Raw genomic sequence first — 20,464 nt, forward strand, 5'->3', positions numbered from 1 at the left:
CTGCTATATAAAATGTGGAAAAGCATGGAAGAACATAAAAGAACGGTATTTTCCATGCCTCAAAGGTTTACATTTTTCCCTTTCCATTCTATATTCACCACCGTCAAACACCGGTATTCCGATATTCCAACTAGGGAGTAATCGCATTGACCAGCTATGATGGCATCGTTATCGGCCATAGCCTGACCGTGGATTTTTTTATAATGCTTTGTTTAATTCGGGATGACTGATCAACAGCGTAAGGTTTTTCATGGCATTTACGTCACGATCAACCGTTTTGCCGTAATTAGGGCAAGCTGGATTGTAGCAGATATACTCATTGTGCTTTGTTCCATGCTTCTGATTGCCTTTTAAAGTGATCTTGTCAGCGCCTTTTTTGACCGTGCCACAGACCGCACATCTTTGCGTTGATGGATAGTGCTGATCAGCTAAAATTAGTTCTTTGCCGTACCAAGCGCATTTATAAGCCAGCAGTTGCCTAAATAGTCCGAACATTGATCTTTGCATGCCCTTCGAAGCTACATGACTCATAAGCATTGCCTTAACGTCTAAGCTTTCAATTACAATCTGGTCATATTCATCAGCCATTTTCGTAGTAAACTTATGCATCAAGTCACGCTGAATATTAGTGGCACGCTGGTAGCAGGCTTGAAGCTTGGCTTTCGTCTTCAAGTATTTGTTGCTTTGCGTTCCTTTAATTCTGCCGTTGACTGTCCGCTTTTTAGCTAAACGCTTTTGGTAAAACTTAATTTTAAGATAAAGATGCTTTAGCGAATCAGGCAAAATCAAGCACTGACCATCCTGATAATTGAAGTGGCCGACATTGACATCAATTCCTGCTTCTTTGCCCGTTTTTGCCTTTGATACAGGTGTTTCTAGCTTATACGGCACGCAGGCATAATATTTATCATTAATTCTAACGATGGATACTACGCCAATTTTGCCTGGCAGCGGCTTTTCTGAAAGCTTGATGCCAGTCCAGTCATCCTTATAAGGCGTTTCTCTAGGCATTTCAAGCCAAAGTCGCCCGTCTTTGATTTTGGCTCGATCGGTTTTAAAGCCTTGCCGTGGATTTCTCTTGGAACGGAACTTTGGCTTGCCCCAATCAGGCTGAGCCTGATTAAAGAAGCTTTCCCATGCTTTGCCTAAATCTTGAACCGCCAATTGTAAAGTACGGGCAGAGTAGGCATATTGCCAGTCGTTTTTTTGCTCGATCATTCTGTCGCGCACTAAGCGCCAGTTAGGACTAGGATTCAGGTGCTGATCCCGATGAATTGCTTTCCATTTTTTAGTCTTTTTATCCTGCTTGGGAATAAAAACCGTGGCAACCACTTTATCCAAGATAGTATGAGCCATATATAGGTCTTGCCATAGAGCCAGTGCTTGATTCCAACAATATCTGCGATAGTCGCACCAATCGTCTAAGACCTGCTTCATGGTCTGATTAGGGTATAGCTGGTAGATTCGTGTCTTCACAATCATTTTTGGCTCAGCTCCTTATCCTCGCTAATCTTATGCTTATATTTACGCAAACCATAAAGTCGGCACGAGAATACATGCAAAATGCTTAGAACATCCTGCACTAATTCATCATTAGGCGAGGTTTCTTGGTTGTTCAGCACTACTATTTCAGTGCCATTTTGATTGCACAGCTTCTCAAACCAGTCATAGCCGAAGCGAATAAAACGGTCTTGATAGGTAATGTAGATTGTCTTAATCTTGCCTTGCATTACCTCATCAAGAAGTCTATTCCATTTCTTGCGCTTGTAGTTAAGCCCACTGCCAATATCGGTAATCATTTCATCAAGAATAATGCCTTTTGCATTCGCATATTGGCGGATAAAGTCTTCTTGATCCTTAAGATCACCCTTCTGATTAGCAGTAGAAACTCTTGCATATCCGACTATCTTGCGCTTGTCTTCTTCTGAGCTAGACTGGCCATTAACGTATCTTAAATAATCCTGCTCGGTATAATAGCGCTTGTTTGTAGGCGTGCGGTGCGCTGGAAATATTCCCTTGCGATCCCATTCCTGCAAAGTACGTACTGTAATTCCTAAACGGTCAGCCATCTCTCTAGGTTTAAGCATAGCCATAATCTTCACCTCCACATATTGCCTTTGAGAAAGATTATAGCATATGCTTCTATCTTATTCTACTTATTTCTGCTTTTCATTATATAATAGTTAATCATTCCTTTCTCCTTCTGTTAATCATCAATAGTTTACCTAAAGGACTGATAAAATGAAAGTTATTATTGCTCCAGCTAAGATTATGAAGATTGATCGTGATTCTTTTCCGGTTCAATCCAAGCCTGCATTTTTAGCTAAAACAAGGATACTAGAAAAATTCTTGAAATCTAGGAGTGAAGACCAGCTGAATACTCTGTGGCATACTAGTAAAAAAGTGACTGAGCAGAGCATCTTGCAATTGCGACAGATGGATTTAGATCATCGTTTAACTCCTGCAATTCTAGCCTTTTCGGGGATTCAGTATCAATATATGGCACCAGACCTGTTTACTCAGCCTGCGCTGGGATTATATTCAACAAAATTTACGCATTCTATCTGGTTTTTACGGGATGCTGCGACCTTTTGATGGCGTTTGTCCTTATCGCTTGGAGCTAAATACCAAGATGATCGGTTTTCGCGACTATAGTTTGTATCACTTCTGGGGTAGTGCTATTGCGGATCAGCTTTTTGAAGCAGATAATTTAGTCATCAATTTAGCTTCTAAGCAGTATATGCGTTTAATTAAACCTTACTTAACTGACCAGCGACAGATGATCACGATCGACTTTCAGGAGCTGAAAAATGGACGCTGGAAGACCGTGGGTGTCCATGCCAAGATGGCACGGGGTGAAATGGTTCGTTTCATTGCCGAAAGGCAAATAAAAAAGCCCGCGGAATTGCAAGCTTTTCATGATTTTGAATTTAAATTTACGCCTGAAGTCAGTAGCCAAGATCACTACGTTTTTCGAACTAACTTTGATTTTACCCGCCGCTAAAATAATGGCTTTAAAAATTGGGCGGTTAAATCAGCCCCCATTGCTTGGTATTTACCAGTAAAACGGTGATCGCCACCATCGAGCAGGTGAAGTTCACTATTTTCATAAACTTCGTCATACTTTTTAGCATATTTAGGATCAACCGTTTGATCATTCGTACCTGCAATTACGGAAACCGGACCAGTGAAACGCTGTGAAATTTCGTAAATTGGCAAAACCTGTGCTGTTCTAAGATAGAAGCCACCTAATTTTTTATTACGGAAAGGAACAGCGGCTGGAATATGGTCAGGATTGTAAGTTGCGCCTTGTGTGTTGCCCTTGATGGCATCGTCTTTTAATTGAGCGGCAGGAGCTAGGAGTACGACTTTTTTAATTAAATCAGGATAAAGCCCAGCTAGCATTGACGCTACTACGCCGCCTTGAGAATGACCTACCAAGAAGATATCGCGCACATGAGGATCGGTGCGGACGTATTGCAGGATTGCCTTTGCGTCCTCAATCTCGTTGCAGACGGTCATATTTTCGAACTTGCCGTCGCTTTCACCGTGGCCATTGAAGTCGAAGCGGACGCTAGCTACATTTTCATCGCGCAGAATAGCTGCGATTTCTTTTAATAAATTAGTATTTCTATTTGCGGTAAAGCCATGCATAATGATGGCCATATCATAGATCTCGCCAAATGGTTCTTCGCGGTCTCCGACTAAGGTAAGGCCGTCTCTTTGAATTGTAATGCGGGACATATTTTTCCCCCCTGTATATTTACTACTATTTATTGTAAACTTTTAGCGTGATAAAAAAGTAAAAAAATAGATTAAGAAAATGGAAAGATTGGTAATCAGATGGAAATTGTATTTATCCGTCATGGACAGACAGACGTGAATAAAGATAACCGCATCCAAGGAGCGCAAGTTGATGCAGAACTGAATGATTATGGGCGTGAATATGCCCAAAAAGCTGCCAAAAATTTTGATGAGAGTCAATTTGACGTAGTCTATTCTAGTCCAATGAAGCGTGCTGTAGAGACCGCGGAGATTTTTACTAAGGGTCAAAAGCAAATCAAGCTCGATGATCGCTTATTAGAATTTGATTTTGACGATTGGGATGGGAAAAAGATGGCAGATTTAGCTAAGAAATATCCTGATGTCATGGATCCATGGGGCAAGGTCAACCGTAATTATGTTAAATATGCCCCTAATGGTGAGACTTATGAGGAATTTGACCAACGCTGTGGTGAATTCTTAGACGAGATGTACCACAAGTATTCAGATAAAAAGGTACTCGTTGTAGCTCATGGTCGCTTAATTAGAATGATGACGGCTCATTATTTGACGAATGGCGATATGGATAAGATCGACACGATGAATAATAGCGCGCTAACTAAGTTCAGTGTACGCGCTGGCATTCCGCGGTTAATCTACTATAATCGTTTATTGGCGTAAAAGTAGGGCAAAAAAGCCCTTTTTTTGTGTGCATGTATTGACAATGTGTCACAAATGATTATGATAAAGATACTAAGTGACGAATTGTCATAATGGAAAGAGAGGATAATAATGGTTAAATCAACTTTTAAAAACTTACCAGAAGCTAAGCGCAAGGGAATTGAAAAAGTATTGCTTGATGAATTCAGTACCTATCCTTTGGCAGATGCGAAAGTATCTCATATTGTCAAGAAAGCTGACATTGCTCGCGGCGCGTTTTATAAATATTTCGATGATCTAACGGATGCATATGTTTATATGTACCATATTGCGATTGAACAGATTCACGTGAATATGAGTCCAGACGAAAAGTTTGATCCGAAGGTCTTTTATGAACAAGTAGTTCGCTTTATTGATAAGACGCAGGGCGGCAAGTATGAGCCGATGATGAAACTGCACATGTCGCAAAATGAATATCTAATACCCGATAATTTCAAGATATATTCTAGGCAATTGCTGCACATGGGACCGCAATTATGGAGCGCGATGGTACTGAGTCATGAAGTAATTAATCTCTGTTTATCTGACCCAGAAAATCAAGAACAAAATTTGGCTCGTTATAAGAAGAGTCTAGAAATTTTAGCAAAGGGAGTGGATTAATTGTTTTTAGCAATTAAAGAAATCAAACACGAAAAGCTGCGTTATGGCTTGATTGTTTTGATAATTTTTTTAATTAGCTACTTAATCTTCATGCTGTCATCACTGGCAATTGGATTATCTAGTCAAAATACGCAGGCAATCGAGAGTTGGAATACACAAAGAGTGGTATTGAATAAGAATTCCAATATCAATATGAATCAGTCGGTCTTAACTAAAGAAGATCTGAAAAATTTTAAGATGACTAAAAAAGACGCCGTTGTTGGTGAATTAGGCATAGTAGCCAAGGCCAAAGGCCATCAATCGGTTTCGGCCCAGTTTTTAGGCATTAAAAAAGATCAATTTATTTATAAAGATCAAGATTTAGTTGCCGGTAAAAAGGCAAAGAAGACCAACGAGGTAACCGTTGATTCTAGTTTTAAAGATCAAGGCTATCATCTAGGCGATAAGATTAGCCTCAATGGTTCAAGCAAGAAGTACAAGATCGTTGGCTTTGTCAATAACGCCAAGATCAATATTGCACCAATTGTTTATAGTCGATTTGCTACGTGGAAGAAGTTGCGCATGGCCGCTCCAAATGTAGCTGCTTCTGCGGTTATTTCTCAGAATAGTAAACTGGATTTTAATTATAAAGACGCCAAGACTTATTCAGTAGAAAAGTTCATCAGTGAGTTACCCGGCTATACCGCACAAAACATGACCTTTGATTTAATGATTGGTTTCTTGTTTGTAATTTCATTAATTGTTATCGCGGTCTTCTTGTACATCTTAACTATGCAAAAGATGCATAATTTTGCCGTAATGCGGGCTCAAGGAATTCCAAGTAAAACTTTGATCAGTGCTACGATTAGTCAATCGATTATTTTGGTAGTGATTGGCGTGATCATTGGTTTGATTTTAATGTGGCTTACAGCATTACTTTTACCAGATGCCGTACCAGTGAAATTCACGCCGTTAATTGCGCTTGGTGGTACAGTTGGGATGCTGTTAATGGGCATCATCGGTAGTTTGATTCCAATTAGATCGATCTTGAAAGTTGATCCAGCAAAGGCGATTGGTGAATAAAATGGCAGTAATTGAATTAAAAGATGTAAAAAAAGTTTATGGCAAAGGCGAAGCACAAGTCGTGGCCTTGAAAGACATCAACTTTAAGGCAGACAAGGGTGAAGTCGTATTAATTATGGGACCATCTGGTGCTGGTAAGAGTACGTTTTTAACGATTGCAGGTTCTTTGCAGAAGCCAACATCGGGACAAGTTCTGATTAATGATGCTGATATTAGCGATTTTTCAGCGAAGAAAAGCAATGAATTACGTTTAGGCAAAATTGGTTTTGTTCTGCAAGCTTATAATTTAGTACCATTTTTAACAGTTAACGAGCAGTTCACTTTGGTGGATAAAGTAAAGAAGCAGAATAATTTGTCTAAGGCAGAATTGCAGGATCTGCTTAAACAGCTCGGAATTACCAAATTGCTCAGAAAATATCCTGGGGAATTATCAGGTGGTCAGCAGCAGCGGGCCGCAATCGCGCGGGCACTGTATGCCAACCCTGAGATTCTGCTAGCTGATGAGCCAACTGCTTTGCTTGATACCCAAAACGTTGAAGAAGTAGGACAATTATTTAAGGATTTAGCTAAAAAGCGTGACAAAGCCGTTATGCTAGTAACGCACGATCCCCGACTAGAAAAATATGCCGACCATATCTATGAGATGATGGACGGCACAATGACCAAGAAAAAGTGAATTAACTAAAACATGATCTGGCATTCCAGACCATTTTTAATTATAAGTTAGGATCCATTTTAAAGCGCAGTGGTGAATCACCAGTCTGCTCAGTAATTAGCTTAGCAGTTAGTTTTTGATAAGCATCCGTAGCGGTTTTAGCTAGTTTGCTGTTGGCTTCATTGACTAAGTCAACCTGCTTTGCCAGGTCTGTTTCTTGCTTTAATTTTTCATCATATTGGTGTCTTAGCTGCAATAATTTAGCATTAGTGGCACTTTGCGTATTGCTTAAAGCAGAGCCATATTTGCTCCTATCGCGGTCGACTAGGACGCCAGCTAGTTTGAAGACCCAGTAAGCGGAGTTTTGCGTGTAAGTTTCCTTGCCATTTTTCCAAGTGTAAGGCACCTTGGTTCCTTGCGGATAGAACGGCACATAAACGCTTTGTGCGGTTACGCCCATTGCCAGCCAGTGAATCATGTTTTCTCCATTTAATTCAAGCAAATGTGATTCCTGCGTCGTGGCTACTGCGTCGTGGCTACTGAGATGGGCCTGAAGGTAGCACTGTTTTTGTTTTTAGCATTAGTTAAGTCAAAAACTGTATTGTTATAGTGGTCGCTTAATACGCGCTGTGCATCTTGACTAGAAATTGGTGAATCTGGTTTTCTCGTAAATGGCAAGTTAAAACTTTCAGGAGCTTGCTCAACTGATGGGGTAAGCAATTGTTGTCCGCTCCATACTCGCGGCGTGTTGTAGTGCAAGTCGCTGTCGTCATGCGTACCGAAAATGTCGCGCCAGATAAAGGGCCTGTCTTGGGGCCACAAGTGATTTTGGTAAACGAATTCCTGTAAACCATCTGAATACATAAAGTCTTCGCTATTAAAGTCAATTTTTTGAATAGCCAATTGGTTAGCGACTATCGCGTAAGAATCATCTGGAATTCTTTCGGCTACCCAATGATGACCTGAGCCGATTTCCATATACCAAGCTTCATCGCGATCAGCAAAGAGAATGCCATCGGCTTCGGCTGCACCATGGTCTGCGACAATTTGCCCTAGACGTTTTACGCCTTGACGTGCGGTTTTAACATAAGGCAATACAACAGTCACCATTGCTTCTTCTAGAATGCCCTTTTCCGTGTCAAACGGATCAACAGCCATCACGCGATCATTAGCATAGGCACTCTCAGTGGCACTCATGGCAACGTGATATTCATTGATGCCATCTTCTTCGAAGACGCCGTATTTATCAGTCCATTCTGGGGTAGAAGAATAGGCAAAAATAGTTTCCGGCAAATCCAATTCGAATTTGTTATCTTTAGATTTAAAATGATTATTTTTCTTTTCTTGATGCAAATTAAAAGCTAGGTGCTTTGGCCAAGCCGTTTTGGCATCTTCATTGCGTCCGATGATTACACTGCCCGATAGGGATGCCTTTTTGCCGATTAAAATTGAAGTACAAGATGAACGTCCAACTGTAGTATTCATAAAATTCACGCTTTCTGAAACAATTTGTAATATAATTATAATAGTTTAATTTAGGTTTTTATATTATTATTTTAATCCTGACGAAAAATGAGGTAATAAAATGAGCGACAATAATCCAGAGAATAAGTCAATTGAATTGACAACCGATTACGCTGATCACTCCATTAATATGAAGTTTTCAGATAATTTAAAAGATGATCGTGAACGCGGTTACATCCTTTCGGCAGCCTTCTTTGCCTTTTGCGCAGAGCAAGGATTGGATAAACAAGCAGTTATTGAAATGGTATCTTCACATTATGATCAATTTACCGGAAACAATGATGCATCGCTATTCAAGCGATTTTAAGAAATTCAAAAAAACTGTGTTTAGGACTTGCATTTGTTATTTATTGGATATATGATAGTCACGAAGATAAAAATAACAGCAGTATTGAAAAGCACATACTGAATAAAATGATTGAGGTGCATTAAAATGGCAAGAAGAAAAGAAATTAGTAAAGACAAGATTTTAGATACGGCTTATAAGATGGCTGTTAAGGATGGGCTAGAAGGCTTGACTGCTCGTAGCATTGCGAAGGCAGGTCACTTCTCTACTCAACCTTTGTACTTGGAATTTGACAATATGGGCGACCTTCGTGCGCAAGTATTGAAGAGAATTTCCAAGGAATTGAGAACCAGCACTTTGCAACAAAAGTACACTGGCGAACCTTTGATTGACTTAGACTTATCATACATTGATTTTGCTAAGACTCATGTGAACTTATTCCGTGCAATGTTCGTTAACGGCAAGTTCGGTAGCAAGGTAATTGCTGACACCTTGATGGATCTTGGTGTTGAGAAGTTTAAGGAACAATATTCAGATACTGGTTATGATGCAGACAAGATTCACGATATTGTGATTGCCAACTGGATTTTAACCACTGGTATGGCTGCTTTGGTAGTTAATGAGATTGCCAGCTTCAGCCAAAACCAAATCGTTAATGTTTTGAATGCACAAATCCATGATGCTATGCTTAATGATCGTCTTAGTGAAACTGAAGAGAACCCAATGTTCGCTGCAGACGACGAAGCATCACTTAAAGATAACTTGGCATAATATTTCATCAATCATTTGTGCTTTTCAAACCAAAAAAGACATTTTCACCGCGTGTGAGATGTCTTTTTCTTTTGTTATTTTAAAAATGAAAACGGTTAATTTTTAAAATAGTAAGTTATAATGAAGATAAGAGATTTTTGAAAGGTGGTTTTTATGAAGGTATTAGCTTTATGTGGCTCAAATGCCGACAACTCATTTAATGAAAAACTGCTCAAGGTCATTATGAACCATTTTGATCACAAATATGACTTTGACTTTGCTACGGTTAAGGGATTGCCGATGTATAAAGAAGGCGTGGATGCTCCAGCTGAGATTCTTGCATTAAGCAAAAAAGTTCACGATGCTGATGTAGTTTTGATCGGTTCGCCAGAACAACAGCACTCCGTTACTAGTGCACTAAAAAGTGTCTTAGAATGGCTGTCTAGTTCGGCTCATCCATTCCACGATAAGCTAGTAGTCATTGTTTCAACTTCACCAATGCCTCAAGGTGCTGCTCGTTCACAGACTCGTTTGAAGAGTATTCTGGCAGCTCCAGGCTTTAGTGCTCACGTCTTTAATGGTGATGAATTCATGATGGGAATCGCACCTCAGCAATTCGACGAAGAAGGCAATTTAGCAGATCCAGGAACGTTGAAATTCTTAGATCATTTCTTTGACGAAGTTGATGACTGGTACGCACAACTTACTAAGTAGGGGGCTTATTAAATGAAATTATTAGCAATCGTTGGTACAAATGCTCCATTTTCATACAACCGTTTTTTAGCTAAGTTTATTGCTAAGCGTTATGGCGACAAGGCTGATATTGAAGTAAAAGAAATTGATGAACTCAAGCCATTCTGCAGAACTGATCAACCTGACGAGAAAACTAAGCAATGGATTGAAGATATCAAAAATGCCGATGGCATCATTGTTACTACGCCTGAATATGATCACTCTATTCCTGCCGCATTGAAGAGTGCACTGGAATGGTTAGGTTCTCATGCTGGTCCTAATGTAATGAAGATGAAACCAGCAGCTGTTGTTGGTACATCCTATGGGATCCAAGGCTCAAGCCGTGCTCAAGAAGATGCTCGTGAGATCTTGCTTTCGCCAGATATGAGCGCTAATGTTTTGCCAGGCAACGAAGTTTTAATTGGTGGTGCTGCAGGCAATTTTGACAAAAATACTGGCGAATTAACTAATGAGGGTTACGTCAAGCAATTAGATGCAATGATGGAGAACTTTATTAACTTTGTTAAGCAAGCAAATAAATAATTTTGCTAGTTAGACAACGCAATAGTAAAATTACCGGATAGAGACTATCCGGTTTTTTCGTTATAGATAGAGGTGAAGTGAATGGCGATGTTAAATGTTTTACCATTAGAGAAAGTTCGCAATCCGCGTGATATAGGTGGCTATGTGGGCTATCAAGGACGCAAGGTGAAGATGCACCGATTGTTGAGAACAGGTAAGATTAGTAATATTACCGCGCATGACGAGCAATTTTTGCGTAATTATGGCTTGACTAAAATTATTGATCTTCGTTCACCCCATGAATGTCGCCGTATGCCTGATAGTGAAATTTCAGGCGTGGAACACATCGATGTGCCAATTTCATTAGACGACAATACTAAGGGTGGCAAAAAAGATCTGGGACAAGTTTTTGCCATTTATCGTAAGGATCAGTACGCTGGCTTTCAGATGATGTGTGATCGTTATCGCGATCATGTAATGAAAGAACATGCCCAACGCAGTTTGCACCGAATTCTAGAAATTTTAGCTAATACTAAGGATGGCGCAGTTCTGTATCACTGCTCAGAAGGAAAGGACCGGACAGGCATCGTTACGGTCGTCATTCTGTATCTGCTAGGCGTTGATCTGGAAACCATTAGACAAGATTACCTGTACTCGAATTACATGCTTAATGATTATCGTGCTAAGCGCGATGTCATTATGAAGAAAAATGGTGAAAATCTTTGCTTTCGCGCTAACATGCGCATCCTAGGTTCAGTTAGCGATGCCTTTTTAGATACTGCACTAATCGCAATTGAGCAGAATTTTGGCGGGCTTGATAATTATCTTGAGGAAAAGATAGGCGTTACGCCAGAGTTGCGTGATGCGTTACGTGATTTATATTTGGAAGACTAGGCAATAAAATGATTAAAGATTTAGCATTAGAGCAAGTAGTCGGTCAACACCATGCGTTAGGGACTTCAATTACATTACAAATTTTTGGTACTCAAGAACGTACTTTATTAAAAAAATCATTTGATTTAATTGATCATTATGAAGATTTATTTACCGTTAACCGTGATAAATCTGAAGTCATGGATATCAACCATGCAGCTGGAGATCATGCAGTACAAGTCTCCAGTGCCGTTTACGGGTTAGTCAAGTTGGCTGTTGAGCAAAGCCGTGAGAATTTTGGCTTTAATGCCTTAATTGGACCGGTAGTCAAGCTTTGGCATATTGGCTTTAAGGGTGCCCACGTTCCAAAAGATAGCGAAATTAAAGATAAAATGCTGCTGACGGATCCGTTTAAGGTAGTATTAAATGATCAAAATCAAAGCGTCTTCTTGCAGATGAAGGGCATGGAATTGGATCTTGGTGGCATTGCTAAAGGCTGGATTGCTGATCGAATCCGCGATCTTTGGGAAGCATATGGCGTAGAGGCTGGCATTATTAATCTAGGCGGCAATATCCTGCTGGTGGGTGATTCACCTAAGAGAGCCAGCGGGCAGTGGTCGATTGGCGTGCAAGATCCAAAGGAGCCGCGTGGTGATAATATTACTTCGGTAATGGTGCCGAAGTGTTCTGCGGTTACTAGCGGTACTTATGAACGCTATTTGATTGTGAATGGCAAAAAATACCACCACTTGATCGATCCTAGAACAGGGTATCCTGTTAAGACCGATTTGGCAGGGGTAACGACTTTTACAAAGGATTCTGTCGAGGCGGAGATTGAATGCAAGCGATTATTCTTTGCGGGCCATCCGATGAAAGATTGGCATAAGAATCCTGATCACATTGGTGCCATCTTTGTTTATAACGATGAACACGTTGAATATGATAATTTTGGGCAATAAAAAATGAGGACGATATTATTCGTTTCCTCATTTTTTGTTTATCCGACTGTTTTACCGATATTAAAGATATTGTTGAAGACGCCGTTGGAAAGACCAGGCGTATTGTAGATGATGAACCGCAAAAAGCTAGAATCGATTGTCTGCTGCATGAACCAAGGATTCTGCAATGCGTTGAACATCGACAAGACTACATATACGACGAAGTAGCTGGCGACTAGGGATGCTAACGCTCCCAGTACGCTATCTAATAAGCTGCCTAAATTTGTGGCATTAGGATTCTTAGCGGGTATCCAATTTTTAAAAATCTTCATGATCATCTTGCCTACAAAGAAGATAATGAAGAAAGCCGCAAACCGTGCCAGCATTAATTCAACGTTGGTAGTTGAGTTGCTTTTGATCAACTGACCGGTGAATTGCATATAAAGCCAGTTGCCAAATGGATTTTGCATAATAATCGCCACCATGAAGACGATCGCCGAACAAATTAAACCGATAATATAGCGGGTAAAGCCAGTCTTATAACCCGAATATGCTTGATAGGCTAAGTAAGCCAAAACAATTAAAGTAACAACCATATTTTCTTCTCCTTGCCGTCTTATTATACCCTAATTTCAAGGCGGTAAAACTTTGACGATTGCGATAAAATACTCCATAATTAAAAAGATGATATATCTTTACTAATCAGGATATTTGGCGTTAAATTTAGAAGTGTGAAACAAGGTTTCACGGGTGAAAAATGAATCCGGAAAAATTTATTTTAGAACTATCAAAACATAATTTTCAATTAACAGATAAACAAAAAGAACAATTTAAACTTTACTTTAATTTTTTAATCGAGTTTAACCAGCACGTTAACTTGACGCGTATTACCGCTGAAGACGAGGTCTATCTCAAGCATTTTTACGATAGCATTACGCCATTATTTGTTTTTGGCACTATTTTTAAAGATGGCGCTAGTCTATGCGATGTTGGCGCTGGTGCAGGCTTTCCTTCTATTCCGCTGAAGATTTTGAAGCCAACTTTGAGGGTTACGATTGTCGATTCACTGGCCAAGCGATTGACTTTTTTAAAGGAATTGATTGCTAAACTGGGTCTAGACAATGTCGAATTAGTGCATGGCCGCGCTGAAGATGTTGGGCAAAATAAATTGTATCGTGAAAAATTCGATATCGTGACTGCTCGTGCAGTGGCTCGGATGAGCGTACTTAGCGAATACTGCTTGCCCTTAGTTAAGCAGGGCGGTTATTTCGTTGCATTGAAGGGACCTAAGGCACAAGCTGAGCTGGATGATGGCTCAAAAGCAATTACTACCTTGGGCGGTAAACTAATTAAAGCAGAAGAATTAACTTTGCCAGAGAGTGAAGAAGAAAGAACCTTGGTTTTAATGCAAAAAATCAAGCCAACGCCTAAAAAGTATCCCCGTCAAGCAGGGACGCCGCGGCGTAAACCAATACATTAGTAGGAGGATGAACAATGTCATTATTTTCTTTTATGCATCATGATGATGAAGTCCCAAAAAATAAGCAAATTCAAGATCTTGAATTGGACAAAATCGTTCCTAACCGTTATCAACCGCGGCGTGAATTTTCAGATAATTCTATTAAAGAATTAGCTAAAACGCTTGATCAGGATGGACTGCTGCAGCCAATCGTTGTGCGTGAAGATGGCGATCAATATGAGATTATTGCTGGTGAGCGGCGTTATCGGGCTGCGAAAAGCTTAGGTTGGGATACTATTCCAGCAATTGTAAAGAATATGGATGACGATCAAGCTGCTTCGCTGGCTTTAATTGAAAACTTGCAGCGTGAGGACTTGAATCCGATTGATGAAGCTAAGGCCTACACCAACTTAATGAAGCTGAATGACTTAACGCAAACGGCATTGGCTAAGGACATGGGAAAGTCGCAATCATACGTTGCTAATAAATTGCGTTTGTTAAAATTAGGCGATGATGTGCAAGAAGCTCTGATTGCCGGCAAAATTACTGCTCGTCATGGTCGTGCCTTAATTGGATTAAATGATGAAGATCAAAAGCGTGTTTTAGCGGAAATTGAAGAAAAAGGCTTGAACGTTAAGCAAACTGAAGCAATTGCTCAAAATGTTGATGAATACTTTAATCCTAAGCGGGAAAAGAAAGAAAAGAATAAGCCGGAGCAGAAGGTTACTAGTCGTATCCCTAAGGACCTAAAAGTGCAAATCAACACGATTAAAAAGGCCGTTAAATTGGCTAAGGACTCTGGCATTAGAGTTAAAGTCAAGGAAGACAAGAATCCCGACGACTACAAGATCACGATTGAATTAAAGAGAAAGTAGGGAAGGATGGAAAATATGGTAAATGTAATTTCGGTTGCTAACCAAAAAGGCGGTGTAGGCAAAACTACTACTACTATCAACTTAGCAGCCTCAATTGCCGACCGTGGCTATCGCGTTTTAATTGTGGATATTGATCCGCAAGGCAACGCCACCTCTGGTTTAGGAATTGAAAAATCAGAGATTGACCAGGACATTTACAACGTTTTAATTGATGAAATTCCCATTCAAAAAACAATTCATCATACTTCAACGCCTAAGTTAGATATGGTACCGGCGACGATTAACTTGTCTGGTGCAGAAACAGAATTGATTAGTCTAATGGCGCGTGAAACGCGATTGAAGTCATCCCTAGATGCCGTGAGTGGCGATTATGATTTCGTCTTTATCGATTGTCCGCCATCGTTAGGGCAGTTATCAATCAACGCGTTCACTGCTTCAGATTCAATTTTGATTCCAGTGCAGAGTGAATACTACGCTATGGAAGGTTTAAGTCAGCTCTTGAATACTATTCGTTTAGTGCAGAAACACTTTAACAAAGATTTAGGCGTAGAAGGTGTATTGCTAACTATGCTTGATGCTAGAACAAACCTAGGAGCTGAGGTCGTTAAGGAAGTACAGTCTTACTTTAGTAAAAAAGTATACAAGACGATTATTCCTAGAATTACCAAATTGGCTGAAGCTCCAAGTTATGGGCAGCCGATTACGGAATATGCGCCTAAATCACGCGGCGCCAAGGTATATGATGATTTAGCAAAAGAGGTGTTAAAAGCTCATGGCAAGAGACTCCAAAAGTAAGGCAGTCAAGAAAAAAGGCGGTTTAGGCCGCGGACTTGAAGCTTTATTTGAAGATGAAACCCAAAACAAAGAAACCGAGGAAGTTCAAGAACTAGAATTAAGTGCTATTCGGCCCAATCCTTATCAACCGCGTAAAAAGTTTGACGATAAGAGCTTGAAGGAATTGTCTGATTCGATTAAAGAAAACGGCGTCTTTCAACCGATTATCGTGCGCAAGTCGGTGAATGGCTATGAGATTATTGCTGGTGAGCGGCGCTACCGTGCTTCCAAGTTGGCTAAGAAGACTACTATTCCAGCTATTGTCCGTCAGTTTAATGAGAGTCAAATGATGGAAGTAGCCGTCTTAGAGAACTTGCAGCGTGAGGACTTGACTCCTCTAGAAGAAGCCCAGGCTTATGAAATGCTGCAGAAGAATCTAGGCTTAACGCAAGAAGAGGTTTCTCAGCGGATGGGCAAGTCTCGTCCATATATTGCCAATTACTTGCGTCTGCTTACCCTGCCTAACAAGACTAAGCATTTGCTGCAGCATGGCGATTTATCTATGGGGCAAGCGAGAACCTTGCTTGGTTTGAAAGATAAGGACAAGATTGATGATTTAGCTAAGAAAGTTGCTAAGGAAGGAATACCGGTTCGCAAGGTAGAAGCCTTGGTTAGTGAGATCAATGCTAAAAAGCCTCGCAAGAAGACTAATAAGAAGTCAGCCTTTATTCGGGCAAGTGAAACACAGCTTTCTGATAAATTTGGTGCAAGCGTCAATATTTCAGAAACTAAGAAGGGCAAGGGTCATTTATCAATTGACTTTGCTTCTAGTGATGAATTGAATCGAATTCTTGATATTTTAGGTGTTAATTTAGATGACTAAAGAAATTACATATAATTTAGCTGATACGGTTCTAATGAAAAAGCCCCATGCTTGTCAGGTCAATGACTGGGAAATTTTGCGTATGGGTGCTGATATTAAATTAAAATGCATGGGTTGCGGTCACATGGTAATGATGCCGCGTAGCGACTTCAACCGGAAGATGAAGAAGGTCTTAACTAAGGCCAATGATCCGGTAAATGCAAAAAAAGAGCAATATGTGCCAAAAGACAGTATCGCTCGCCCGAATTTTAGATAAAATAGACAAGTAAGATAAAATATAAAAGAATAGTTTTTTAGAAAAAGAGGACAACAAATGTCATTAACTGCTGGTATCGTTGGTTTACCAAATGTTGGTAAGTCAACTTTGTTTAACGCGATTACTAAGGCTGGTGCGGAAATGGCCAACTACCCATTTGCCACCATTGAACCAAACGTCGGAATGGTTGAAGTTCCTGATAAGCGTTTGGCTAGAATTCAAGAATTGATCCCTGCTAAGAAGATCGTACACACTACTTTTGAATTCACCGATATTGCCGGATTGGTTAAGGGTGCTTCTAAAGGTGAAGGTCTTGGTAACAAGTTCTTGGAAAACATCCGTCAAACCGATGCAATCGTACACGTAGTTCGTGCTTTCGACGATGACAATATTACCTCAGTTACTGGTAAGGTTGACCCAGAAGAAGACATCAATACGATTAACTTGGAACTTGCTATTGCTGACCTTGATGCTGTTAACAAGCGTATCGGCAAGGTTAAGAAGGTCGCTCAACAAGGCGATAAGGAAGCCAAGGCTGAGATGGCTATGCTTAACAAATTAAAGCCAGTGCTTGAAGAAGGCAACGCCGCTCGTTCAATCGACTTTAATGAAGATGAACAAAAGATTGTTAAGGGCTTGTTCTTACTGACTTCTAAGCCAGTTATCTATGTTGCCAACATTGCCGAAAGCTCAATGTCTGATCCAGAAAGCGACAAGTACTACCAAATCGTCAAGAAGCATGCTGATAGCGAAAATGCTGAATGCCTAGGCATTTCTGCCGCAACTGAAGAAGAAATTGCCGGCATGGACGACGATGAAAGGAAAGAATTCCTTGAAATGGAAGGCGTTGAGGAATCAGGTTTGGATCGTTTGATTCGTGCGGCTTATCACATCTTAGGCTTAAGAACATTCTTCACCGCTGGTGGTCCTGAAACTCGTGCTTGGACTTTCCACAAAGGGATGAAGGCTCCACAAGTTGCCGGTATTATTCACTCAGACTTTGAACGTGGCTTTATTCGTGCCGAAGTTGTTTCATACGATGATTTGGACAAGTTAGAAACCATGCAAAAGGTTAAGGAAGCAGGCAAGCTCCGTCTTGAAGGCAAGGATTACGAGGTTCAAGACGGCGATATTATTGAATTTAGATTTAATGTCTAGGAGTAAGAATGGCTGAAGAGACAAAGAAAGAAAAAAATACTGCTAAGATTGATACTGCAAAACAGGCTAAACTAAAAAAACAAGCAGAAGTTGAGGACCAAGATGAAAAGCTTAAGCAAGAAGATCTCCAAGAACTGCGTAGCAAGTTAAGCAATAAGAATAGCGATTACGTTTTCCGCTTGGAAAAAGAACTGCAAAAGCAAGGCTCAATGTCACGTGATGATGCAGTGCAAATGACGAATAGCTTATTGAGCGAAATTATTATTGCTCAGCGTCATGGTCAACCAGCTAACGGTCTTTACTTAGCTTCACCTGCAATTAAGGCAGAACAAATGCTTCACCCTAAGAGAAAACCAACGCCAACGCCATTTTGGCAATTAGCGGTTGATGGTTCACTGCTTTATTTGGCTATCTTTTTCGGGATGTTCGGCATATTGGCATTATTTCAAACAGGCAAGCAAGAATATAACTCTCAATGGGGCGTTTTAACCTTAGCCACCGTAAGTATCTTAATGGGTGTCACTATGGTTAAGTACAATGATTGGATGATTCCCAAAAAGGGTAGTCGGCGACCATGGGTTAAAGCATTTTTGAGTATTTTAATCATTGCAGCTGCATTATTCGTCTTGATCTGGATTTTATCAATTCCAGCAATGCAAGTAATCAACCCGGTATTGCCAGGTATTGCCGATATTATTATTGCTGCGGTCGCATTTGGTGTACGCTATTTATTCAGAAAGCATTACCATATCGTTGGTTCAACATTTGCACCACGACCACAAAGCAAATAATTTGCGAAATCTTAAGAAAAAGCACATGCTTAATTTTAATAACCATAAAAGATAAATGGGTACAGTCCATTTATCTTTTTCTTTGTAAGATTAGAAAAAATAGAAGGGTGGGTTCATATGATCAAAACGCTGAGCAAATCGATTCGGCAATATAAAAAATTGTCCATGCTCTCGCCGCTATTCGTTATCGGTGAAGTTATTATCGAAATGCTAATCCCATACTTGGTCGGTATCTTGATTGATAACGGAATTATGAAAGGAAACATGTCCTATATTAGTAAAATGGGGCTAATTTTACTGGTATTAACTATTGTTTCTTTAACTTTAGGTGCGAGCGCCAGTTATGTTTCGGCACATGCCGCTGCAGGTTTTGCCGCTAACTTGCGTAAGGATATGTTTTACCATATGCAAGATTATTCATTTGAGAACATTGATCACTTCTCAAGTGCCAGTTTGGTAACACGTTTAACGACTGACGTTAATAACGTCCAGCTTGCATATCAGATGTTAATTAGAATTGCAGTTAGAGCACCGATGATGTTCATTGTCTCGATCATCATGTCGGTAATTATTAGTCCGCGCTTGTCATTGATTTTCCTAGTCTTAGGACCAATCTTTGCTATTGCTTTAGCTTTAATTATCAAAACGGCTTATCCGTACTTCCCTAAGATCTTTAGAGGGTATGACCGCATGAACCAAGTAGTGCGTGAGAACGTCCGCGGTATTCGTGAAGTTAAGACCTACGTGCAAGAAAAGCCCCAGATTAAAGAATTCAAAAAGTCATCTGGCTTTATTTACAAATTATTTGCTACAGCGCAAAAGATCATGTCTTTAAACGCATTGGTTGTAGCTGCCGTTTTGAATATTTCCACTTTGGCTATTTGCTGGTTTGGTGCAAAAGAAGTTGTTGGTGGCAGCTTGCAAACTGGTCAATTAATTTCTATGTTTACTTATTCAAACTCTGTTTTATTCAGTTTGAATATCTTGGCAATGATTACCACCCAATTGGTTATTTCAGGCGCTAGTGGTCGTCGTATTGCTTCAGTGATTACTGAGGAACCAACGATTGAAAATCCTAAGAAGCCGCTTAAGCGTTTAACTAATGGCGAAATTATTTTTGATCATGTGAACTTTAAATATGAAGCTGCTGATAAGACGAATGCCTTGGACGACATTAATTTGCGCATCCGGCCAGGCGAAACAATCGGGATTATCGGTGAAACCGGGTCGTCTAAATCTACTTTGGTTTCAATGATTCCGCGTCTTTATGATGTTACATCAGGTGCTGTGCGTGTAGCGGGTCATAACGTTAAGTCATATGACCTAAAGACCTTGCGTGATAACGTCGCGATGGTTTTACAAAACAATGTTCTGTTTACCGGTACAGTTAAGGATAACCTGAAGTGGGGTAACGAAAACGCCACGGATGAACAAGTTGTCCAAGCTGCTAAAATTGCACACGCTGATGGTTTTATTAGTGAGATGCCAGATGGCTACGATACGATGGTCGAACAAGGTGGTAACAACGTTTCTGGTGGGCAAAAGCAAAGAATTACCATTGCCAGAGCTTTGCTTAAGAATCCAAAGATTTTGATCTTGGACGATTCAACTTCAGCCGTTGATACTAACACTGAACGTGAAATTAGAACTTCCTTGGCAAAGGATATGCCTGAAACCACCAAAATTATCATTTCACAAAGAATTGTTTCGATTAAAGATGCTGACCGGATCATCGTGATGAATCACGGCAAGATTGAGAATATCGGAACGCACGAGGAATTGCTAAAGACTAACAAGCTTTACAGTTCAATCGCTAAGTTCCAAGAAGAACAAGGAAAGTAGGT

The 20,464-nt window shown here is 40.2% G+C and carries 22 protein-coding genes and 2 pseudogenes; 19 read left to right on the forward strand and 5 right to left on the reverse strand.

Translation table 11 applies throughout. The features are described from left to right. Positions 1-198: 198 nt before the first annotated feature. On the reverse strand, positions 199-1,482 hold the full coding sequence (locus tag BLP58_RS08295) for an RNA-guided endonuclease InsQ/TnpB family protein (protein WP_013854089.1): 1,284 nt from the start codon (positions 1,480-1,482) through the stop codon (positions 199-201). Beyond that, the gene (locus BLP58_RS08300) at positions 1,479-2,093 is read right to left on the reverse strand and encodes an IS607 family transposase (protein ID WP_013854090.1); all 615 of its coding nucleotides are present in this window, start codon (positions 2,091-2,093) and stop codon (positions 1,479-1,481) included. The genes BLP58_RS08295 and BLP58_RS08300 overlap by 4 nt, the downstream gene beginning before the upstream one ends. Before the next feature lie 148 nt (positions 2,094-2,241). On the opposite strand from BLP58_RS08300, the pseudogene yaaA reads away from it, so the two are divergent. Beyond that, positions 2,242-3,004: pseudogene (yaaA, locus tag BLP58_RS08305) on the forward strand (peroxide stress protein YaaA). Here yaaA and BLP58_RS08310 read toward each other — a convergent pair. Beyond that, complete coding sequence (locus BLP58_RS08310) at positions 3,001-3,744, reverse strand: alpha/beta hydrolase (protein WP_025084251.1); 744 nt, start codon at positions 3,742-3,744, stop codon at positions 3,001-3,003. The pseudogene yaaA and the gene BLP58_RS08310 sit on opposite strands and share 4 nt — an antisense overlap. Positions 3,745-3,843: 99 nt before the next feature. On the opposite strand from BLP58_RS08310, the gene BLP58_RS08315 reads away from it, so the two are divergent. The 4 genes from BLP58_RS08315 (at position 3,844) to BLP58_RS08330 (ending at position 6,820) form a co-directional block, all read left to right on the forward strand. Continuing rightward, positions 3,844-4,443 (forward strand): histidine phosphatase family protein, encoded by a 600-nt coding sequence (locus BLP58_RS08315; protein WP_013854840.1) that lies wholly within the window; start codon positions 3,844-3,846, stop codon positions 4,441-4,443. 111 nt (positions 4,444-4,554) lie between these two features. Continuing rightward, positions 4,555-5,082 carry a TetR/AcrR family transcriptional regulator gene (locus tag BLP58_RS08320; protein ID WP_013854839.1) on the forward strand — a complete coding sequence of 176 codons (528 nt, stop codon included), beginning with the start codon at positions 4,555-4,557 and terminating at the stop codon, positions 5,080-5,082. Further along, complete coding sequence (locus tag BLP58_RS08325; protein WP_013854838.1) at positions 5,083-6,144, forward strand: FtsX-like permease family protein; 1,062 nt, start codon at positions 5,083-5,085, stop codon at positions 6,142-6,144. It begins immediately after the preceding gene. A 1-nt stretch (position 6,145) separates the two neighbouring features. Then, positions 6,146-6,820, forward strand: coding sequence for an ABC transporter ATP-binding protein (locus BLP58_RS08330; RefSeq protein ID WP_013854837.1), 675 nt, complete (start codon positions 6,146-6,148; stop codon positions 6,818-6,820). Between the two features lie 40 nt (positions 6,821-6,860). Here BLP58_RS08330 and BLP58_RS08335 read toward each other — a convergent pair. Next, a pseudogene (locus BLP58_RS08335) lies at positions 6,861-8,284 on the reverse strand (C69 family dipeptidase). 100 nt (positions 8,285-8,384) lie between these two features. Here BLP58_RS08335 and BLP58_RS08340 point away from each other — a divergent pair. The 6 genes from BLP58_RS08340 (at position 8,385) to BLP58_RS08365 (ending at position 12,445) form a co-directional block, all read left to right on the forward strand. Next, positions 8,385-8,630, forward strand: coding sequence for a hypothetical protein (locus BLP58_RS08340; RefSeq protein ID WP_013854836.1), 246 nt, complete (start codon positions 8,385-8,387; stop codon positions 8,628-8,630). Positions 8,631-8,756: 126 nt separating this feature from the next. Next, positions 8,757-9,380: a TetR/AcrR family transcriptional regulator gene (locus BLP58_RS08345; RefSeq protein ID WP_013854835.1), complete on the forward strand. Its 624-nt coding sequence runs from the start codon at positions 8,757-8,759 to the stop codon at positions 9,378-9,380. 153 nt (positions 9,381-9,533) lie between these two features. Further along, the gene (locus BLP58_RS08350) at positions 9,534-10,073 is read left to right on the forward strand and encodes an NADPH-dependent FMN reductase (RefSeq protein ID WP_013854834.1); all 540 of its coding nucleotides are present in this window, start codon (positions 9,534-9,536) and stop codon (positions 10,071-10,073) included. A gap of 12 nt (positions 10,074-10,085) precedes the next feature. Further along, the gene (locus tag BLP58_RS08355; protein WP_013854833.1) at positions 10,086-10,634 is read left to right on the forward strand and encodes an NADPH-dependent FMN reductase; all 549 of its coding nucleotides are present in this window, start codon (positions 10,086-10,088) and stop codon (positions 10,632-10,634) included. 87 nt (positions 10,635-10,721) lie between these two features. Further along, on the forward strand, positions 10,722-11,507 hold the full coding sequence (locus BLP58_RS08360) for a tyrosine-protein phosphatase (protein WP_095342163.1): 786 nt from the start codon (positions 10,722-10,724) through the stop codon (positions 11,505-11,507). Between the two features lie 8 nt (positions 11,508-11,515). After that, complete coding sequence (locus BLP58_RS08365) at positions 11,516-12,445, forward strand: FAD:protein FMN transferase (protein WP_013854831.1); 930 nt, start codon at positions 11,516-11,518, stop codon at positions 12,443-12,445. 38 nt (positions 12,446-12,483) lie between these two features. Here BLP58_RS08365 and BLP58_RS08370 read toward each other — a convergent pair whose 3' ends face one another. Then, positions 12,484-13,020, reverse strand: a complete 537-nt coding sequence (locus tag BLP58_RS08370) for a CvpA family protein (RefSeq protein WP_013854830.1) — start codon at positions 13,018-13,020, stop codon at positions 12,484-12,486. Between the two features lie 161 nt (positions 13,021-13,181). Between BLP58_RS08370 and rsmG the strand changes: the two genes are divergently transcribed. From rsmG to BLP58_RS08410, 8 genes are all read left to right on the forward strand, one after another. After that, positions 13,182-13,904 carry a 16S rRNA (guanine(527)-N(7))-methyltransferase RsmG gene (rsmG, locus tag BLP58_RS08375; RefSeq protein WP_013854829.1) on the forward strand — a complete coding sequence of 241 codons (723 nt, stop codon included), beginning with the start codon at positions 13,182-13,184 and terminating at the stop codon, positions 13,902-13,904. 14 nt (positions 13,905-13,918) lie between these two features. After that, the gene (noc, locus tag BLP58_RS08380; protein WP_013854828.1) at positions 13,919-14,758 is read left to right on the forward strand and encodes a nucleoid occlusion protein; all 840 of its coding nucleotides are present in this window, start codon (positions 13,919-13,921) and stop codon (positions 14,756-14,758) included. Positions 14,759-14,773: 15 nt separating this feature from the next. Then, complete coding sequence (locus BLP58_RS08385; RefSeq protein ID WP_013854827.1) at positions 14,774-15,553, forward strand: ParA family protein; 780 nt, start codon at positions 14,774-14,776, stop codon at positions 15,551-15,553. Next, positions 15,531-16,415, forward strand: coding sequence for a ParB/RepB/Spo0J family partition protein (locus BLP58_RS08390; protein WP_013854826.1), 885 nt, complete (start codon positions 15,531-15,533; stop codon positions 16,413-16,415). The genes BLP58_RS08385 and BLP58_RS08390 overlap by 23 nt, the downstream gene beginning before the upstream one ends. Beyond that, positions 16,408-16,671, forward strand: coding sequence for a DUF951 domain-containing protein (locus BLP58_RS08395; RefSeq protein ID WP_013854825.1), 264 nt, complete (start codon positions 16,408-16,410; stop codon positions 16,669-16,671). Before BLP58_RS08390 ends, BLP58_RS08395 begins: the two co-directional genes overlap by 8 nt. 57 nt (positions 16,672-16,728) lie before the next feature. After that, entirely contained in the window at positions 16,729-17,829 is a 1,101-nt protein-coding gene (gene ychF, locus BLP58_RS08400; RefSeq protein WP_013854824.1) for a redox-regulated ATPase YchF, read from the forward strand. A gap of 8 nt (positions 17,830-17,837) precedes the next feature. Next, entirely contained in the window at positions 17,838-18,620 is a 783-nt protein-coding gene (locus BLP58_RS08405; RefSeq protein WP_013854823.1) for a DUF1129 family protein, read from the forward strand. 117 nt (positions 18,621-18,737) lie between these two features. Further along, positions 18,738-20,462 (forward strand): ABC transporter ATP-binding protein, encoded by a 1,725-nt coding sequence (locus BLP58_RS08410; protein WP_013854822.1) that lies wholly within the window; start codon positions 18,738-18,740, stop codon positions 20,460-20,462. Positions 20,463-20,464 lie beyond the last annotated feature (2 nt).

The sequence above is a fragment of the Lactobacillus kefiranofaciens genome, from assembly GCF_900103655.1.
Classification (GTDB): domain Bacteria; phylum Bacillota; class Bacilli; order Lactobacillales; family Lactobacillaceae; genus Lactobacillus; species Lactobacillus kefiranofaciens.

Excerpts from the sequence above, each read along its gene's own strand:
- BLP58_RS08370 (WP_013854830.1), bottom strand. The coding sequence starts at position 13,020 with ATGGTTGTTACTTTAATTGTTTTGGCTTACTTAGCCTATCAAGCATAT.
- BLP58_RS08350 (WP_013854834.1), top strand. The coding sequence starts at position 9,534 with ATGAAGGTATTAGCTTTATGTGGCTCAAATGCCGACAACTCATTTAAT.
- BLP58_RS08300 (WP_013854090.1), bottom strand. The coding sequence starts at position 2,093 with ATGGCTATGCTTAAACCTAGAGAGATGGCTGACCGTTTAGGAATTACA.
- rsmG (WP_013854829.1), top strand. The coding sequence starts at position 13,182 with ATGAATCCGGAAAAATTTATTTTAGAACTATCAAAACATAATTTTCAA.
- BLP58_RS08315 (WP_013854840.1), top strand. The coding sequence starts at position 3,844 with ATGGAAATTGTATTTATCCGTCATGGACAGACAGACGTGAATAAAGAT.
- BLP58_RS08340 (WP_013854836.1), top strand. The coding sequence starts at position 8,385 with ATGAGCGACAATAATCCAGAGAATAAGTCAATTGAATTGACAACCGAT.
- BLP58_RS08385 (WP_013854827.1), top strand. The coding sequence starts at position 14,774 with ATGGTAAATGTAATTTCGGTTGCTAACCAAAAAGGCGGTGTAGGCAAA.
- noc (WP_013854828.1), top strand. The coding sequence starts at position 13,919 with ATGTCATTATTTTCTTTTATGCATCATGATGATGAAGTCCCAAAAAAT.
- BLP58_RS08390 (WP_013854826.1), top strand. The coding sequence starts at position 15,531 with ATGGCAAGAGACTCCAAAAGTAAGGCAGTCAAGAAAAAAGGCGGTTTA.
- BLP58_RS08355 (WP_013854833.1), top strand. The coding sequence starts at position 10,086 with ATGAAATTATTAGCAATCGTTGGTACAAATGCTCCATTTTCATACAAC.
- BLP58_RS08310 (WP_025084251.1), bottom strand. The coding sequence starts at position 3,744 with ATGTCCCGCATTACAATTCAAAGAGACGGCCTTACCTTAGTCGGAGAC.
- BLP58_RS08395 (WP_013854825.1), top strand. The coding sequence starts at position 16,408 with ATGACTAAAGAAATTACATATAATTTAGCTGATACGGTTCTAATGAAA.
- BLP58_RS08345 (WP_013854835.1), top strand. The coding sequence starts at position 8,757 with ATGGCAAGAAGAAAAGAAATTAGTAAAGACAAGATTTTAGATACGGCT.
- BLP58_RS08330 (WP_013854837.1), top strand. The coding sequence starts at position 6,146 with ATGGCAGTAATTGAATTAAAAGATGTAAAAAAAGTTTATGGCAAAGGC.
- BLP58_RS08360 (WP_095342163.1), top strand. The coding sequence starts at position 10,722 with ATGTTAAATGTTTTACCATTAGAGAAAGTTCGCAATCCGCGTGATATA.
- BLP58_RS08365 (WP_013854831.1), top strand. The coding sequence starts at position 11,516 with ATGATTAAAGATTTAGCATTAGAGCAAGTAGTCGGTCAACACCATGCG.
- BLP58_RS08410 (WP_013854822.1), top strand. The coding sequence starts at position 18,738 with ATGATCAAAACGCTGAGCAAATCGATTCGGCAATATAAAAAATTGTCC.
- BLP58_RS08295 (WP_013854089.1), bottom strand. The coding sequence starts at position 1,482 with ATGATTGTGAAGACACGAATCTACCAGCTATACCCTAATCAGACCATG.
- BLP58_RS08320 (WP_013854839.1), top strand. The coding sequence starts at position 4,555 with ATGGTTAAATCAACTTTTAAAAACTTACCAGAAGCTAAGCGCAAGGGA.
- BLP58_RS08405 (WP_013854823.1), top strand. The coding sequence starts at position 17,838 with ATGGCTGAAGAGACAAAGAAAGAAAAAAATACTGCTAAGATTGATACT.
- ychF (WP_013854824.1), top strand. The coding sequence starts at position 16,729 with ATGTCATTAACTGCTGGTATCGTTGGTTTACCAAATGTTGGTAAGTCA.